Raw genomic sequence first — 16,613 nt, 5'->3', positions numbered from 1 at the left:
CTGACGCATAAGGGCAAGTATACGCCGATCGCTAGCCCTGAGCGATCTGCGCCACCAACGATCTGCGCCGCGCCAGACTTTCTGCCATCTGCGCCTGTACCCTGGCGTAAATGTGTGGCGGGGCCAGTTCCGGCGTGCCGCCGGTGAACGGCGGGGCCGGGGCGTATTCCAGATAGAGTTGGATCGTCTGGGCAGTGTCTTCGCCGTGCAGTTCGGCGATCAGCGCCAGCGCAAAGTCGATGCCGGCGGTGACGCCGCCGCCGCTGATCACGTTGCCGTCGCGCTCAACGCGTGCAGCGCTGGGTATGGCGCCGAACAGCGCCAGGCTGTCGCGCATCGACCAGTGGCAGGCGGCGCGTTTGCCCGGCAGCAAGCCGGCGGCGGCCAGGATCAGCGAACCGGTGCACACCGAGGTCAGGTAGCGGGCATCGGCGCCCAGCCGCCGGATTTGCCGCATGAATGCTTCATCCTGCAGCGCCTGGGTGCAGCCGCTGCCGCCCGGCACGCACAGCACGTCGCAGCGCGCGATCTCCGGCAGCGGGCGCAGCCGGGTGAAATGCAGGCCTTCCGATTCGACATCCGCGCCGTCTACTGAAGCGACGATGATTTCCGCGCCCGGCATGTGGCGCAGAAACTGCAGCGGGCCGGTGAAATCGAGTTGGGTGACGCCTTGATAGATGGGAAATACAATCACGAGTGGTTCAGACATGACATTCGCCTCATTTTTATCGTTGGACCTGGGCCATAATAGCCGCCCTGTTTTTGGCTGTTATGACAGATAACCCTCAAAAAGCGCCATCATGAAAACGATCGGTTTTGTGGTTTTTCCCGGTTTCAACCTGCTGGACTTTGCCGGCCCGCTGGCGGCGTTCGATAACGTCAGCCAGTTTACCGACCCACCGGCCTACCGCTGCGTGGCGATCTCGCCGCAGGGCGGGATGGTCGCCAGCTCGGCCGGGGTGGAGATCGCCACGCAGCCGTGCGGCGACGAGCGTTTCGATACGCTGGTGGTGGCCGGCGGCAGCGGCAACGTGATGGCGGCGCAGTCGCCGGCGCTGGTGGCGTTTCTGACGACCCACAGCCAGCGAGCGCGGCGCATCGCCAGCGTGTGCACCGGCGCGTTTATTCTGGCGGCCTGCGGTTTGCTGGACGGCAAGCGCGCCACCACCCACTGGTATCATGCGGCGCGGCTGCAGCAGAGTTATCCGCGCATCCGCGTCGACAGTAACCGTATCTTCATTCGCGACGGCGATATCTGGACCTCGGCCGGCATCAGCGCCGGCATCGATCTGGCGCTGGCGTTGATAGAAGACGACCTTGGCGCCACGATGGCGGCGGGCGTGGCGCGGCAGCTGGTGGTCTACCACCGGCGCCCCGGCGGGCAGTCGCAGTACTCGCTGCTGCTGGCGTTGAACCCGTCGTCGGATCGCATGCGCGCCGCGCTGTCGTTCGCGCGCGAGCACTTGCACCTGCCGCTGTCGGTGGCGGATCTGGCCGACGCCGCCTGCCTGAGCGAGCGCCAGTTCGGTCGGTTGTTCCGCGCCGAAACCGGGCAGACGCCGGCCAAGGTGATCGAACAGCTGCGGGTGGAGGCGGCCAGGGTGCGCATCGAAGAGAGCGCCGAGCCGCTGGAGGCGATCGCCCGTTCGGTGGGATTCAGCGATCCGGAGCGCATGAGGCGGGCGTTTATCCGCGTCTTTGGCCTGTCGCCGCAGGCGATCCGCCGGCTTGGCCGCGCGGGATAACTTTTTTGCCACGCCGGGCGGCGGGGCGCAGCAGAGGAGCAACGGATGTATCAGGATTTCGACAGTGAATTGAACTGGGCGATGCGCCATATGCCGCGCACCCGGGCGGCGGTGGCGGCGTTGCCGGATCTGCACGGGGTGCGGCTGGCGTGCAATATGCACCTGGATCTGAAAATGGCGCCGCTGGTGGCCGGCCTGCTGGACAAGGGCGCGGCGATCTTCCTGACCACCTGCAATCCCACCACGGTGCAGGACGACGTGGTGGCCTGGCTGGAACGGCGGGGCGCGCAGGCCTATGCCTGGCGCGACATGAGCGCCGGCGAATGGTCGGCGTCCTTCGACCGCGCGCTGGCCTGGCAACCGACTCACCTGTGCGAAATGGGAGCGGATTTGACCACCCGCCTGCACCAATCGCCGAGCGGCCCGCCGATCGTCGCCGGGCTGGAAGCCACCGGATCGGGCATCAACCGGTTGAACGGCGTGGCGCCGCGCTACCCGATCTTCAACTGGGACGATCTGCCGGTGAAAGAGGGGCTGCACAATCGGCATATGGTCGGGCTGACCGCCTGGCACACCTTCTTCCAGACCACCCATTTGACGCTGCACGAAAAGCGCGTGCTGGTGATCGGCTAGGGCCTGGTCGGGCAGGGGACGGCGGCGGCGGCCAGGGCTTACGGCGGCCAGGTGATGGTGGCGGAAATCGATCCGGCGCGCGCGCTGCAGGCGCGTTATGACGGCTGGCAGGTGGTGGATTTGGCGAGCGCTGTTGCCCAGGCGGACGTGATCGCCACCGCGACCGGCGCCAAAAACGTGCTCTCGGTGCAGCATCTGCAACAGGCGCAGGACGGCGTGTTTATCCTTAACGTCGGCCACGTGGCGGAAGAGATCGACGTCGGCTTCCTGCAAGGCCTGCCGCACCACGAGCCGATGCCTTATGTGAACGCTTACCAACTTAATGAAAAGACGGTCTATTTGCTGGCCAACGGTTCGATGTTCAACCTGACCGCCGGCTACGGCGACAGCCTCAACGCCTTCGATGTGACGCTGGCGGTGATGGCGGCCGGTATCGGCCATATCGTCGGCGCGGGGGCGCGGCAAACGCCGGGGCTGTACCTGTTGCCGCAGTCGGCCTGGCAGCCGGCGCTGTAACTTTTTTTATGCGGGCGTTCATCCCAGAGCGCCCGCGGGCTGCGTCGTTTTTCGGCCGACAGAATTTGTCACAAATCCGCCATACAATCCCAGTGCCAAGCGCTGAACCCTCACATATAATTCGCTGAGTTCAAGCCCCCATTTCAGAGTAATGCCTGTGAAAATACGTGTTTTGGTTCTGACCCTGCTCGCTTTGCAGGCGGGTGCAGGCTTTGCGCCGCGCGCGCTGGCCAGCGACAACGCCGCCGCTCTGCATGCCACCCAGCCGGAGCTGGCCTCCGGCAGCGCGATGGTCGTCGATATGCAAACCCATAAGGTGATGTATGCGCGCAACCCGGATGAAGTGGTGCCGATCGCCTCGATCACCAAGCTGATGACCGCCATGGTCACGCTGGACGCGCACCTGCCGCTCGATGAGATGCTGTCGGTGGATATCCGCCAGACGCCGGAGATGAAAGGGGTTTATTCGCGGGTGCGGCTGAACAGCGAAATCAGCCGCAAGGATATGCTGCTGCTGGCGCTGATGTCGTCGGAAAACCGCGCCGCCGCCAGCCTGGCGCATCACTACCCGGGCGGCTACAACGCCTTTATCAACGCGATGAACGCCAAGGCCAAGGCGCTGGGCATGACTCATACCCGTTACGTCGAACCCACCGGGCTCTCTATCCATAACGTGTCGACGGCGCGCGATCTGACCAAGCTGCTGATCGCCACCAAGCAATACCCGTTGATCGGCCAGCTCAGCACCACCACTGAGCGGATGGCCAGCTTCAAAGACCCGAACTACACGCTGCCGTTCCGCAACACCAACCATCTGGTGTACAACCCGAAATGGAACATTCAGCTGACCAAAACCGGCTTTACCAACCAGGCGGGCCACTGCCTGGCGATGCGTACCGTGATCGGTAACCGCTCGGTGTCGCTGGTGGTGCTGGATGCCTTCGGTAAATATACCCACTTCGCCGACGCCAATCGCCTGCGCAGCTGGATTGAAACCGGCAAGGTGACGCCGATCCCGGCCGCCGCCCGCGACTATCGTCGCCAAAAAGACGCCAGCCTGGCGAAGAACGACAGCGAATAACCCGCCTGGCGGCCTGCTCTTTTGCAGCAGGCCGCTATCGGCCCTCGGGCCGCCTGATGACAAATCCCCGCTCGCGATCGCCGTCGAAACCCGCTTTGAGATAAAGCTGGTGCGCGCCAGTGCGCTGCTGCCCCGACAGCAGCATCACCTTGTAACAGCCTTTGCGCCAGGCCAGCTGCAGCGCGTATTCGATCATCGCCAGCGCCACGCCGTGGCCGCGATAGGGTTCCGCCGTCACCAGGTGCTCGATGACGCCGAACGGCTGCGCCTGATGCGCCAGCCCCGGGATCAGCGCCAGCATGCAGGTGGCGATCGGCTGTTCCTCGTCCGCTGCCACCACCAGACGGATCGCCGGATCGTCCAGCAGGCGCTGCAGGGTGCGGCGCGCGTCGTCGGCGCGCAGTGGCGCGTCCTGCGGGCGCAGCTCGCGATACAGCGCCAACAGGCCGTTGAGATCGTCCGGCTGCGCCAGGCGATGAATGATGCTCATGGTTGCTCCTTTCCGCCGCTTCAACGGTAATCCGCTATCCTCCATTAATACCACAACGATTGCCGGAGAGGATGTTATGAGTCAGGTTTCGACCTTTGTCATGTTCCAGGGGGAGGCGCAGCAGGCGATCGACCTCTATAGCCAGGTGTTTGATCGTTTTCGGCTCATGCAGGTACAGCATTACGACCCGACGCCGGACGGCCGGCGATTGATCAAGCATGCCGCCATCGATTTCGACCGGCAGAACCTGGTGTTTATCGACAGCCCGATCAGCCATGATTTCGGCTTTACGCCGGCGGTGTCGCTGTTCATCAACCTGCCGAACGAACAGGCGCTGGAGCAGGCTTTCCACCGCCTGGCGGCGGGCGGCAAGGTGCTGATGCCTCTCGACGACTACGGCTTCAGCGCCCGCTTCGGCTGGCTCAACGATCGTTTTGGGCTCTCCTGGCAGCTCAATGTGCCGGCGGGGGATCTGCCCTGAGGCTGAGGGGGAGCGTGCAAAAGGCATGGCAGTTGCTGCTGTTATTTCATATGCTTACCGCCGGAATGGCAGGGGTGCTGCCGTAGGAAATACCGACAACATCAGGGAAAGGTGCACTTTGATTGATTTTGACCGCTATGTTGAGCAAGCGAAGTCTTACGCTGAGTGGCCGGGGGCGGGGGGGGGATACGTTGTCCGGCCGCGTTGAGGGCTTGAGCTATCGCCTGTATCGGCAAACTGCCGAGAGCGAAGACGTGATCGTGGTTTATCACGGCGGCGGGGTTAACAGCGCCGCCGGGTATGACATTCTTGCGCGCCAGCTGGCCGCCGAGCCAACGCTCGCGGTGTGCCTGGTCGATATTCGCGGGCATGGCGATTCCACGGGAGAGCGGGGGACGGTTGAGCGGCCTGAGCGTATTTGGCGCGATGTCGATGTCATCCTGGCGGAAATGCGCCTGCGTTTTCCGTTAGCGCGCAGGCACCTGCTTGGCCATTCCAGCGGCGCCGGGATGTTGCTCAACTACCTGACCCGCTATCCCTGCGAACAGCAGGCGGACAGCCTGATCCTGCTGGCGCCCGAGCTGGGGCCATTTGCCGGGATGGCCCGCGATCTGGCGGCGACGGCCCGTTTTGCCCAGGTGCGGCAATGGCCTTTTGTGGCCAATGCGCTCAGCGGTGGGCGGTGGTTTGGGCAATCCCGGGCGGTCAGCCTGAATTTTCCCCCGGCCGTGCTGGCCGCCGCCCCCGATTTTGTCTGCCAATACAGCGTCAATATGGCTAACGCCTTGACGCCACGCACCCCGGCAAAGCAACTGGCGGCGCTGCGATTGCCGACCTTGCTGCTGGCGGCAGCGCAGGATGAGTTGTTCAGCGCGCAATCCTTGCAGCGTTTCGTCGAACAGCATGGCAGTGTGCATGTTGCCTTTGGTTTGCTTGAGGGCAGTACGCATTTATCGTGCGTCTTTGAGGCCCACGGCCCGGTCCTTCAACATATCTCACGCGCGTTCGCTCTCGGCGCTGATGAGAGCCTGTCAGGCGAGAGGTTTTAACGTCCGCCCGGCGTTTTCCGCGATCCTCCCATATCCTTTCATAACGCTTTACCACTATGCTAAACGGATAATGAATCGTGAATATGAAAAGGATGAATCATTTTGGCAGGAAGTAGCTTACTTACCCTTATCGACGACATCGCCTCGTTGCTGGACGACGTTTCTTTGATGAGCAAGATGGCGGCGAAAAAAACCGCCGGGGTACTGGGGGACGATCTGGCGCTCAATGCGCAGCAGGTCACCGGTGTTAAAGCCGACCGCGAACTGCCGGTGGTGTGGAGCGTCGCCAAAGGCTCGTTGATCAACAAGGCGATCCTGGTGCCGCTGGCGCTGCTGATCAGCGCTTTCGCGCCCTGGGCGATTACGCCGCTGCTGATGGTGGGCGGCGCCTACCTGTGCTACGAAGGGTTCGAAAAGGTGTTTCACAGCCTGAGCCACGGCAAGGCGGCGCAGGAGGAAAAATCGGACGGGCCCGGCGCCAATGAGGATGCCGCGGCCTATGAGAAGCGCAAGGTGAAAGGCGCAATACGCACCGACTTCGTGCTCTCCGCCGAGATTATCGCCATCACGCTGGGCACCGTTGCCGGCGCCACCTTCAGCCAGCAGGTGATCGTTTTATGCGGCATCGCCGTCGTGATGACGCTCGGCGTGTACGGCATCGTCGCCGGCATCGTCAGGCTGGACGATCTGGGGCTGTATTTGAGCCGCAAAAGCAGCGCGTTGGCGCGCTCCCTCGGCGGCGGCATCGTGCGCGCCGCGCCTTATTTGATGAAAACGCTGTCGATCGTCGGCACGGTCGCCATGTTTATGGTCGGTGGCGGTATCCTGACCCACGGCCTGCCGCCGGTGCATCACCTTTTCGAAGATTGGGCCTCGTACACCACGGTGGTGCCGACGTTTGGCCATATCTTGCAGGGTGCGGTTCCGGCGCTGCTGAACGTGGCGTTCGGGCTGGTCGCCGGCGGCGTGGTGCTGGCGGTGGTGTCGGCGCTGGGCGCGGTGCGCGCGCGTTTCAAGGCATGATGAAAAGTCTCGCCCCGGGCGGGGCGGGACGGTGCAGACGCTTTAAAAAATCAGTTTGAGAACGCCGGTAATCGTCAACAAACCGACAATAAAGATGATGGCGACAATCCACAGAATAATTTTCATTTGATTCTCCCTTACCCGTTAAATGTGGCGCGCAACTGGCGCTAACTCAATGAAATCATTCTTCACTATAGACGCTAACTTCCTATCGTGCGTCGCCTTGCATTCAGGGATGCCGATTGTCGCCCGCGCCCAGCGCGCGCTGCATGAGGTGGGTGTCGCGCCATTCCCCCCGTTTGAACCCCACGGCCTTTAACGTCCCGACGCTGGTAAAGCCGAGCGACTGGTGCAGCGCCAGCGAGCCGCGGTTGGCGGCGGAATCGCCGACGATCGCCAGCATCTGGCGCCAGGGGCCTTGCTCGCAGCGGGCGATCAGCGCGCTCAGCAGCGCCTTGCCGACGCCTTTGCCCTGTTGCCCCTCGGCGATATACACCGAGTCTTCCACGGTAAAGCGATAGGCCGGCCGGGGGCGATACGGTGTGGCATAGCAGTAGCCCACAATACGGCCTTCGCTTTTTGCCACCAGCCAGGGCAGCCCGGCTTCTTGCACCTTGCTCAGCCGCAGCTGCATTTCCGCCAGGGTCGGCGGCTGTTCTTCAAACGAGGCGGCACCGTACAGCACGTGGTGGGTGTATATGCGCAGCACGGCGGCCATATCGCCCGGCGTGGCATCGAGGAGGCTGAGTAAGGGAGCGGAGAGCGTCATGGTAATGCCTGTTTACCTTGGAAATCAGCGGATGAACGCCATTATGCGCGCCGCTCGCCGCCGGGGTAAATCGGGTTTTCTTATGGTGAGATAAGAAAACCCTATGGGGTTGTCAGCCGCGCATCGGCAAACCCTGGCTGTCGTCATGATGCAGTGTGCGAACGGTAATGCAGGAGCGGGGAGAGAAGATTGCGATTTAAAAATCGGTGGGCGCCAGAGAGGCAAAAGCCCAGCTTGATGGCTGGGCTTCGCAGGTCCCTGAAAGGGAGGGTATAGCATAAGGGCCTTTATCGGCTACGGCGACAATTTCACCTGATTTGCCTGTTTTGTCAACAACAGCGTACTGGTCAGAACAGCATATTTCTGGCATTGACCGACTTAATGACGGCGCGTTGTATGTCAGCAACAAGCTCGCGCGACAGACACTGGGTAAGAAAGCCTCTCTCTTTACGGGCTCTGTTCAGCCGTTGGCGGCTAACTTGCTGCACCAGATCGCCCTTTGCCCAGCGCGTTTGCGGATGAAAGAATCTCATATCTTCGATGAGTTCACGCGTAATTTCGATGTGCAATCCCCGTTCGATCTTGTTCGAATCTCTGGTGGTCGACAGCGGTACGATAATGCAGGCGTTGCCGTTAATTTTGCCGTTTAACACAACAACTAAACGGTTCTTCACCATTTCTGGTGGAATGTGGCCATCATAAAAGCCGGCTTCATGCGGTTGGCAGACTGAGAGGGGATAGTTGCCATAGTTGCACTCGAGAATTTCCCCGACCTTGGGGGCAAATTTGATCGGCATCGAGACACTCCTTTGTTGTGAACAATCCGTGTTATGGAGTAATGAGCATGCGGGCGTTTTGCTTTTAGAGAAAGGTGTGGCGTAAGTAAACGGGGAATGAAAGTGAAATATTGCGGATTCGTACGCAGAATCCGCCTTGATGGTGGCCGAATTTACCAGCCTTTCACCGCGCCGCCGTTGAAGATTTTCTCGGCGGCCTTGGCCACTTCGTCAGACTCATAGGCCTTGATGAAGTTCTGCACGTTCGGCGCGTCCTTGTTGTCTTCGCGGGTGACGATGATGTTGGTGTACGGAGAGTCCTTATCCTCGATGAAGATGCCGTCTTTGGTCGGCGACAGGCCGGTCTGGTTGATGTAGGTAGTGCTGATGACGGCGACGGTGACCTTTGGATCGTCCAGCACGTGCGGCAGCTGCGCGCCTTCCAGCTCCATGATTTGGTAATGGTGCGGGTTGGCGCTGATGTCCAGGGCGGTAGGCAACAACCCCTTGCCTTGTTTCAGCGTAATCAATCCGGTTTTTTCCAGCAGCAGCAGGGCGCGCCCCAGGTTGGTCGGATCGAGCGGGATGGCGATCACCGCGCCGTCCGGCAGCTCTTTGAGCGATTTTATCTTTTTGGAGTAGCCGGCCATCGGGAAGACAAAGGTATTGCCGACCGCCACCAGCTTATAGCCGTGATCTTTATTTTGCTGTTCGAGGAACGGGCGGTGCTGGAACACGTTGGCGTCCAGTTCGCCCTTGTCGGTAGCGTCGTTCGGCAGCAGTGAACCGCTGAAGCCGACCAGCTCGACGTCCAGCCCGTATTTCTCCTTCGCCACCTGTCTGGCGACTTCCGCCACGTCCTGTTCCGCGCCGTTGACGACGCCGACCTTGATATGATTCTGATCGGTTTTTTGATCGCAGCCCTGAAGCGCCAATACGGCGGCGAAGGCCGCTGCCAGAGGGGTGATACGCCAGCGTAAGGTCATCGAATTCTCCCTGAAAAGAACAATAAAATCAGTTGTTTTTTGTCCTTACAGCTAAGCCTGAACCGCCGATGAAGTCAAACGCTCGCTCAGCATAAACGGCTATAGCTTATAGCCGTTATGCGGCGGGGATTATCGGCTGAGCGAACGCAGCACCACGATGCCCGGCGTAGCCATCACGTAATCCATAAAGGGCGAATCGACCACCCGCATGTTGGCCTGGCGCGAAGAGGCGTTGCGCAGCACCGGGCCGCTGTCGGTCATCACGAAGATGCCGGTGTGGGTCACGTCCAGCCCGTCCAGGTTGGTGTAAATACCGATGTAATCGCCGGTGCGCAGCTGGGCCAGCACCTTGTCGTCGACGTTGTCGCTGGGGATATAGGTCACGCTGCGTTGTACGTTGGGCAAACCGGGCAGGTAGCTGCTGCCGTCCGCCTTGCGGTTGAGGGTTTTCACCAGGGTGACGGCGTGCGGGCTGAGCTGCGCGGTGATGTCTTCGGCCACCTGGTGCGGCCGCTGCGCCCAGTCGGTGAAGAAGTGTTTGCGCTGCGGGAAGGCGATTTTGCCGTCGACGTAGCGAATGTCTACCAGACGCTGTACGAACTCGCCCTCGCTGCGGGCGGTGCTGAGCGCTTCCACATAATCGATGTAGGTGAAGCAATCCAGCCCGCGGAAGTCGATCACCAACTGCTCGGGCGTGCTCTGCGAACCGATCAGACGGTTGGCGAGATAGGGCGTGCCGAGAAACTCGCGCGAAATCAAATCGACGGTGCGGCCATGCGGCTGTGCGGCGGGCCAACCGGCGCGCAGCGCGAGGATCTCACGCAGCTTGCTGCGGGTGCCGGCGTCCATCTCCGGCTGCACGCCCGGCGGCGAAACGGTGACGTCGGTCGGCGGCGTTGCGGGGGTGACGGCGGCGGGGCGATCGGCGCATCCGCTCATGGCGATAGCTAACATCAGTAAAACAACCTTGTTCTGGTTCATACGGCCCTCCCTGGGTGTCGCTGGTTTATCAGAGTCAGTGATAACAGTTCTCATCCGATGGTAGGGGTTAAAAAGTAAACATAGCCTCAATGGCGGCCGATAAATCAGTAACCGATTTCGCTATTGAACGGCAAATACCAGAACAGCGCGATTTCGTGATCGGCGATCTCCGGCTCGGCGCGGTACAGCAAACGGTCGATGCCGCCGAGAATAAACCCGTAATGCTGGTAGCAGCGACAGGCGGCCAGATTGTTGTTCTGCGTCTCGAGCATCATACCCGAGGTTTCCTGCTGCCGCGCCCACCGTTTGGCGCAGTCCAGCAGCGCCCCGGCGATGCCCTGACGGCGCGCGTGAGCGCTGACCGCGATCTCGTCGATCAGGGTGTAACCGTTCCAGTTTTTGCTCAGCGTGATGTGGCCAACGGCTTCGTCTTGGCGATAGGCCAGGAAGGTTGCGCTGTCTTCGTTGGCGAACGGCGCCAGGGGATACTGCTTGCGAAATGGCGCCACCGGGCGGGTTGGCCAGCTATCGACCGGGCTGTCGAACTGTGGCAGGGCGTAACAGCGGATGGTAAAGCCGAAATCGCCACGCGTCAGGTAATCATCGGGCAGCGCCTCAATGGCCGCGATGCGGATGACCGGGGTCATTACGGCAGCTCCCGCAGCAGGCGCGCCGGGTTGCCGGCATAGATCCCCTTGCGGGTGATGTCGCGAGTCACGACCGCCCCGGCGCCGATCACCGCGTCGCTGCAGATTTCCACCGCCAATACCGTGGCGCCGGAGCCGATGGACACCCGATCGCCGACGCGCGTGCGCCCCCAGCTGGCCGGATCGGCATTGGGCGCGCCGTTTTTGAACAGATCGTTGGCGAAGGTAACGCCGTGGCCGACAAAGCACGCTTCGCCGAGGGTGACGTATTCGCAGATAAAGCTGTGCGACTGAATTTTACTGCGCGCGCCGATGCTGACGTGGCGCTGGATCTCCACGAACGGGCCGATGAAGACATCGTCGCCGAGCCGGCAGCCGTACAGATTGCAGGGCTCGACAACGGTGACGTTGCGCCCGGCGTCGACGTCGACGATCCCCGCCTGGCGGGTAGTGATAACGGATGACATGACCTTCCTCGCAGCCTGGTTTTTATGGTGGGAGTATAAGACAAAGCGCTGCGGCGTTGCGCTTTCCGCACGTTTTTTCGCCGAAAGACTATAATGAGTACAGGGGAGAGAGCCCCGTGGCCGCAATCCTCGCACGGGTAGCTGTCCGTCGGAGGTGTGAAATTCGTTCGCCGATCGCGGCCTACGGCGAGATAGGAGGTGTCTCATGGTCAGTCATGTTTGGGGACTTCTGGCGCATCCCAGCGCCGAGTTCGAACAGATCAAAAGCGAGAATGAAAGCGTCTCGCACCTATACACCCATCACGTGTTGCTCTTGGCGGCAATCCCGGTGGTCTGCGCCTTTATCGGCACCACCCAGTTGGGCTGGCTCTCCGGCGAGGGACATGCCATCAGGCTCGACATGTTTACCGCGCTTTATACCGCCGTGGCGTTCTACCTGCTGATGCTGGCGGGCGTAGCGGCCATGGGGAAAGTCATTCACTGGATGGCGCGGCGTTATGAATCGCGCCCAACGCTGCACCGCTGCATGGTGTTCGCCGGCTACGTGGCGACCCCGATGTTCCTCAGCGGCGTGGTGGCGCTCTATCCGGTCGTCTGGCTGTGTCTGTTTGTCGGCATAATCGGCCTGTGCTATTCGGGCTATCTGCTGAATCTGGGGATCCCGCACTTCCTGAATATCGACAGTAAGGAAGGGTTCATCTTCTCCAGCTCGACCTTCGCCATCGGCATTCTGCTGCTCGAGCTGCTGCTGGGGCTGACGGTGCTGCTGTGGGGGTACGGTTCCTGGTTGTTCTGAGTTAACGGTTGTTGTGTTCGCCCCCGCGCCGGTGGAACGGCGCGGGGGCTTTTGCTTTTATACGCGGCGGAAAACCAGCATCACGCCGAGCACGATGCCCGCCATGCCCAGCAGGCTCAGCGCCGCCAGCGCGTGGCCGAGCAACAGGTAGTCCAGCAGGGCGGTCACCGCCGGGATCAGATAGAACAGGCTGGTGACCTGCACCAGGTTGCCGCGCTGGATCAGGCGATACAGCAAGAAGGTCGCCAGCACCGAGATCACCACCGCCATCCACAGCAGCGGCAGCACGAACGCCGGCCGCCAGTCGACCCGCAGCGGCTCAAACGGCAGCGCCAGCGTACACATCAGCAACCCGACGGCATACTGCAGCGGCAAGACCGACAGCGGCGGCTGCGTCATGCCTTTTTGCAGCAGGGTGCCGGCGGTCATGCAGCCCAGCGCGATAAAGGCGAACAGCATGCCGCTCAGCGAGAAGTGGGCCACCATCAGGCTTTGGTACACCACCAGCGTTAGCCCGACCATTGCCAGCGCCAGGCCGAGCGCCCGCAGCCCGGTGCAGCGCCGTTCGGTGATGAATTGGGTGAGGATCGGCTGTACGCCGAGCAGCGTCGCCAGCACGCCGGGTGTAATACCCTGTTCCAGCGCCAGCAGATAGCAGATTTGATAGCTGCCGATCATCAGCACGCCAATCAGCGCGACGCGCCGGCGGGTGCCGGGAGCGGGCAGGCACTGGCGCTGCCACAGGCCGATGGCCAACAGCACCGCCAGCGCGATGGCGCAGCGGAAGAACAGGAAAGCGAAGGCGGAGGCGTGCTCCAACCCCCAACGGGAGAAGATCGCGCCGCTGCTCCAAAGCAGGACGAACAGCGTAGCCAGGCCGGCATTGGCCCAGAGAGAAGGTAATCGCATATCAATTTCACCTGTCGTGAAAATTACAGGCTCCGGCGCGCGCGGCGGTCTACGCCTGAACGCAACAGATCAATAAGCCGGAGGTAAAAAGTCGGTTTGGCTTAGCGCACAACCACACTGCGTGGCGGGTAAGCGGCAACCGCTGAAACGACAGAGGAAACGGCGGGTGGGGCGGAGGAAGCACACAGCAAAACGACGGCCGGAACGGTCGCGTTGGTCGGATCTGTGCTGTGCGCCAATGGAGTCATGTGGGAACCTGGAAACCGGGAATAAGACGAACTGCCTTAAACATAGTCAAGTTCGCCGGGGCGTGCAACACCTTTTGCTGCGCCACGGCGTAACAGGGAGCGCTGTCAACGTTCTTCGGCCCAGCCTTTGCGTTTGCTGGTTTTGCCGATGCCGGGGTTGAAGCTGTTGGTCGGATCGGCGGTGCGGTAGAACGCCTGCAGATCCGCCTTGGCGTGGTACAGGTGGCCGACGTTATGCTCCGCCGGGTACTCGGCGCCGCGCCGGTTGAGGATCTCGAGCATCTTTTCCTTTAGCGCGTGGCTGTCGACGCCCTTTTTCACCACGTAGTCCTGATGGAACACGTGGCACATAAAGTGGCCGTAATACAGCTTATGCACCAGCTGGCTGTCGATCTCCGGCGGCAGGGTTTCGAACCAGTCGGTGTCGTTGCGGCGCAGGGCGATATCCAGCGCCAGAATATCCTCCACCTTGTCGGCGTGCACCGCATGGTAGCGCACGGCGGCGCCGGCGGCGGCGAAGCGGTGCAGGAAGGCCTTTTTGCCTTCGTCAGGCGTGCAGGCGAAGAAAGCGCCTTCGGCCTGGGCGAAGTACTCGGTCAGGTAGCGCTGCGCTTCGTCTACGCCGGGGCCGGCCATCTTCAGCAGCAGGTGATGTTCGAAACGTTCGCGGTATTCCTTCATGCGCGTCGGCAGGTGGCTCGGCGCCAGATGGCTCAGGCCCTGCATCAGCCGGTCGGTCAGGTTGTGCGGCAGCAGCGGCAGCTTGCTCAGGCTGGCGTCCATACGGCCTTTCAGGGTGAAGAAGCGCGGCATCTGATCGGTGCCGAGCTTGTCGATCATCATGAAGGTGTCTTTGCCGTACACCTCGGCGATGTCGAAGATATCGCGGTGCATGTACTCACCGGCCACCGGCAGGTTTTCGAACTGGCTCAGCATGTGGCGGCGCAGTTCGGTCAGCACCGCGGTGTCGTTGGTGCCGATATAGAACACCTGCTCTTTGCCCTCTTTCTCGAAGGTGTCGAGCCGCACCGCGAACACCGCCAGCTTGCCGGCGCAGCCGGAGGCTTCGTACAGGCGGCGTTTGTCGGCGTTGAAGCGGGAAGGGGTGTCGGCATCGACGTCGCGCACCCGGCTGGCGTACTCGTTATCCGAGGCGCGCAGCTCGCCGTATTCGACGTCTTCCGGGCGATAGTCGCCTTTTTCCAGCCGGGTGAGGATCTCTTCCGGCGTGTCGCCGAGGCGGATGCCCAGATGGTTCACCAGGCGCAGCTGGCCGTCTTCCCCTAGCTGGGCGTACAGCGCCATTTCGGTATAGGCCGGGCCGCGTTTCACCAGCGAGCCGCCGGAATTGTTGCACACGCCGCCGATCACCGAGGCGCCGATGCAGGAGGAACCGATCACCGAATGCGGTTCGCGGCCGTAGGGCTTGAGCAATTTCTCGAGGTGGTGCAGGGTGCTGCCGGGGAAGCCGACCACCTGCTTGCCGTTGTCCAGCACCTGAATATGGTCGAGGCGCAGGGTGCTGACGATGACGATGTCGCGGTCATAGTCGTTGCCGCTGGGGGTTGACCCTTCGGTCAGGCCGGTATTGGCGGCCTGCATGATGACGATTTTGTCGGCGGCCACGCAGGCCTGCAAAATACGCCACAGCTGCAGCAGGCTGGTGGGAAACACCACCGCCAGCGCCTGGCCTTCGCCGGAGCGGAATCCCTTGCGATACCGCTCGGTGTTGCGATCGCCGGTCAACAGCTGCGGGCCGCCGACAATGTCTTTAAGCTGGTTGATAAATGCCTGATTGCCTGACTGCATGCTGCCTGTCTCCCTGTCATCCCCGTTGCTTTAACTGCGGCGCCGGAGTGCCGCATATAAGCTAAGAGGCTATCAATTAAATAACTTATTAAGCTATCAGCTTGCCAGGCTAATGGCTTGCGGGTTTAGTAGCGCTCGGCGTAGCCGGCCCGGCGCTCTTCGTCGCGTAGCGTCAGGATCTCCACGCCGTCGGCGGTGACCGCCACGGTGTGCTCCCACTGCGCCGACAGTTTTTTGTCGCGCGTCACCACCGTCCAGCCGTCTTTCTTCTGCTTGATGCGGCGGTCGCCCTGGTTGATCATCGGCTCGATGGTGAACACCATGCCTTCCTGCAGCACCATACCGCTGCCGGGTTGACCGTAGTGCAACACCGCCGGCTCTTCATGCATATCGCGGCCGATGCCGTGGCCGCAATACTCCCGCACGATGCTGTAGCCGGCCTGCTCGGCGTGCCGCTGGACGGCATGGCCGATATCCCCCAGCGTGGCGCCCGGTTTCACCGCGCGGATGCCCTGCCACATCGATTCATAGACGTTGTTCACCAGCCGTTTGGCCAGCGGCGTCACCTGGCCGATGCAGTACATCTTGCTGGAGTCGGCGATATAGCCGTCGTTTTCCAGCGTGATGTCCACGTTGACGGTCATGCCGGAACGCAGAATTTTGCTGGCCGACGGCACCCCGTGGCACACCACATCGTCGATTGAGGTGTTGAGCACATAGGGGAAATCATACTGCCCTTTGCTGGCCGGGCGCGACTTCAGCTCTTCGACGATAAACGCTTCGGCGCGATCGTTGATCTCCATGGTGGAGATGCCTTCGACAATCACCTCATCGAGCATAGCAAACACTTTAGCCAGCAGGGCGCCGGAATGGCGCATTTTGGCAATCTCTTCCGGCGTTTTAATCACAATCTGTTTCACCCGACAATCTCCTTCAGCGTCAGCGCGTTATCTTTCATCATCTTTTTTACCAGCTGCGGGTAGGTCAGTTCCGGATGGAACTCCGCCAGCATGCCGATCTTGATCCAGTACTCGGCCTGCGCGTTGATAGAACGCGTCATGGTCAGGCTGGCGAGGCGCAGATCGTCATGCAGCGCGTCTGAAATTTTTACGATGCCCATCGGCGTCTCCCTAAGTGAACAATATACGAAGTGTATACGTTATGGATGGTGGCGATGTGGCATTCTGTGGCGTAAGAAGATTCTGGC

At 61.4% G+C, this 16,613-nt stretch carries 19 protein-coding genes and 1 pseudogene; 7 read left to right on the top strand and 13 right to left on the bottom strand.

Annotation, left to right across the window (positions count from 1 at the left end):
* Positions 1–31: 31 nt before the first annotated feature.
* Positions 32–709 (bottom strand): DJ-1/PfpI family protein, encoded by a 678-nt coding sequence (locus tag M6G53_RS04510; RefSeq protein WP_253329298.1) that lies wholly within the window; start codon positions 707–709, stop codon positions 32–34.
* Between the two features lie 91 nt (positions 710–800).
* Here M6G53_RS04510 and M6G53_RS04505 point away from each other — a divergent pair, with 91 nt between their 5' ends.
* The 3 genes and pseudogenes from M6G53_RS04505 to pbpG all read left to right on the top strand — a co-directional run bounded on the left by M6G53_RS04505 (position 801) and on the right by pbpG (position 3,975).
* Entirely contained in the window at positions 801–1,745 is a 945-nt protein-coding gene (locus M6G53_RS04505) for a GlxA family transcriptional regulator (protein ID WP_253329297.1), read from the top strand.
* Between the two features lie 45 nt (positions 1,746–1,790).
* Positions 1,791–2,894 (top strand): annotated as a pseudogene (locus tag M6G53_RS04500) (adenosylhomocysteinase).
* 151 nt (positions 2,895–3,045) lie between these two features.
* Positions 3,046–3,975, top strand: a complete 930-nt coding sequence (pbpG, locus tag M6G53_RS04495; protein ID WP_253329295.1) for a D-alanyl-D-alanine endopeptidase — start codon at positions 3,046–3,048, stop codon at positions 3,973–3,975.
* Positions 3,976–4,009: 34 nt separating this feature from the next.
* On the opposite strand, the gene M6G53_RS04490 is transcribed toward pbpG, so the two are convergent.
* Positions 4,010–4,465 carry a GNAT family N-acetyltransferase gene (locus M6G53_RS04490; protein ID WP_253329294.1) on the bottom strand — a complete coding sequence of 152 codons (456 nt, stop codon included), beginning with the start codon at positions 4,463–4,465 and terminating at the stop codon, positions 4,010–4,012.
* Between the two features lie 76 nt (positions 4,466–4,541).
* On the opposite strand from M6G53_RS04490, the gene M6G53_RS04485 reads away from it, so the two are divergent.
* The 3 genes from M6G53_RS04485 to M6G53_RS04475 all read left to right on the top strand — a co-directional run bounded on the left by M6G53_RS04485 (position 4,542) and on the right by M6G53_RS04475 (position 7,018).
* Complete coding sequence (locus M6G53_RS04485; RefSeq protein ID WP_253329292.1) at positions 4,542–4,946, top strand: VOC family protein; 405 nt, start codon at positions 4,542–4,544, stop codon at positions 4,944–4,946.
* 191 nt (positions 4,947–5,137) lie between these two features.
* Positions 5,138–5,995, top strand: a complete 858-nt coding sequence (locus M6G53_RS04480) for an alpha/beta fold hydrolase (protein WP_253329290.1) — start codon at positions 5,138–5,140, stop codon at positions 5,993–5,995.
* A gap of 102 nt (positions 5,996–6,097) precedes the next feature.
* Positions 6,098–7,018, top strand: a complete 921-nt coding sequence (locus M6G53_RS04475) for a DUF808 domain-containing protein (RefSeq protein ID WP_253329288.1) — start codon at positions 6,098–6,100, stop codon at positions 7,016–7,018.
* 42 nt (positions 7,019–7,060) lie between these two features.
* On the opposite strand, the gene M6G53_RS25720 is transcribed toward M6G53_RS04475, so the two are convergent.
* The 7 genes from M6G53_RS25720 to M6G53_RS04445 form a co-directional block, all read right to left on the bottom strand.
* A complete protein-coding gene (locus M6G53_RS25720) occupies positions 7,061–7,144 on the bottom strand; it encodes a small membrane protein YohP (RefSeq protein WP_016928643.1) in 84 nt (27 codons plus the stop codon).
* Between the two features lie 103 nt (positions 7,145–7,247).
* The gene (locus tag M6G53_RS04470) at positions 7,248–7,787 is read right to left on the bottom strand and encodes a GNAT family N-acetyltransferase (protein ID WP_253329286.1); all 540 of its coding nucleotides are present in this window, start codon (positions 7,785–7,787) and stop codon (positions 7,248–7,250) included.
* 347 nt (positions 7,788–8,134) lie between these two features.
* Entirely contained in the window at positions 8,135–8,584 is a 450-nt protein-coding gene (locus M6G53_RS04465; RefSeq protein WP_253329284.1) for a type II toxin-antitoxin system PemK/MazF family toxin, read from the bottom strand.
* Between the two features lie 152 nt (positions 8,585–8,736).
* Complete coding sequence (locus tag M6G53_RS04460) at positions 8,737–9,549, bottom strand: MetQ/NlpA family lipoprotein (protein ID WP_253329282.1); 813 nt, start codon at positions 9,547–9,549, stop codon at positions 8,737–8,739.
* A gap of 129 nt (positions 9,550–9,678) precedes the next feature.
* Entirely contained in the window at positions 9,679–10,530 is an 852-nt protein-coding gene (locus M6G53_RS04455) for a DUF1460 domain-containing protein (protein ID WP_253329280.1), read from the bottom strand.
* A gap of 104 nt (positions 10,531–10,634) precedes the next feature.
* Positions 10,635–11,177 (bottom strand): GNAT family N-acetyltransferase, encoded by a 543-nt coding sequence (locus M6G53_RS04450; protein ID WP_253329278.1) that lies wholly within the window; start codon positions 11,175–11,177, stop codon positions 10,635–10,637.
* Positions 11,177–11,644, bottom strand: a complete 468-nt coding sequence (locus M6G53_RS04445; protein WP_253329276.1) for an acyltransferase — start codon at positions 11,642–11,644, stop codon at positions 11,177–11,179. Before M6G53_RS04445 ends, M6G53_RS04450 begins: the two co-directional genes overlap by 1 nt.
* 205 nt (positions 11,645–11,849) lie before the next feature.
* Here M6G53_RS04445 and M6G53_RS04440 point away from each other — a divergent pair, with 205 nt between their 5' ends.
* Entirely contained in the window at positions 11,850–12,440 is a 591-nt protein-coding gene (locus tag M6G53_RS04440) for a Yip1 family protein (RefSeq protein WP_253329274.1), read from the top strand.
* A gap of 57 nt (positions 12,441–12,497) precedes the next feature.
* On the opposite strand, the gene M6G53_RS04435 is transcribed toward M6G53_RS04440, so the two are convergent.
* The 4 genes from M6G53_RS04435 to M6G53_RS04420 all read right to left on the bottom strand — a co-directional run bounded on the left by M6G53_RS04435 (position 12,498) and on the right by M6G53_RS04420 (position 16,526).
* A complete protein-coding gene (locus tag M6G53_RS04435; protein ID WP_253329272.1) occupies positions 12,498–13,349 on the bottom strand; it encodes a DMT family transporter in 852 nt (283 codons plus the stop codon).
* A gap of 353 nt (positions 13,350–13,702) precedes the next feature.
* The gene (dld, locus tag M6G53_RS04430) at positions 13,703–15,406 is read right to left on the bottom strand and encodes a D-lactate dehydrogenase (RefSeq protein ID WP_253329270.1); all 1,704 of its coding nucleotides are present in this window, start codon (positions 15,404–15,406) and stop codon (positions 13,703–13,705) included.
* A gap of 125 nt (positions 15,407–15,531) precedes the next feature.
* Positions 15,532–16,326 (bottom strand): type I methionyl aminopeptidase, encoded by a 795-nt coding sequence (gene map, locus M6G53_RS04425; protein ID WP_253329268.1) that lies wholly within the window; start codon positions 16,324–16,326, stop codon positions 15,532–15,534.
* A complete protein-coding gene (locus M6G53_RS04420; RefSeq protein ID WP_006324220.1) occupies positions 16,323–16,526 on the bottom strand; it encodes a ParD-like family protein in 204 nt (67 codons plus the stop codon). The genes map and M6G53_RS04420 overlap by 4 nt, the downstream gene beginning before the upstream one ends.
* Positions 16,527–16,613: the final 87 nt, after the last annotated feature.

Origin of the sequence: Serratia nevei, from assembly GCF_024160145.1 — a bacterium.
Taxonomy (GTDB): domain Bacteria; phylum Pseudomonadota; class Gammaproteobacteria; order Enterobacterales; family Enterobacteriaceae; genus Serratia; species Serratia nevei_A.
The sequence above is the reverse complement of the archived record's forward strand: the minus strand, read 5'-3'. Positions and strand labels throughout refer to the sequence as shown.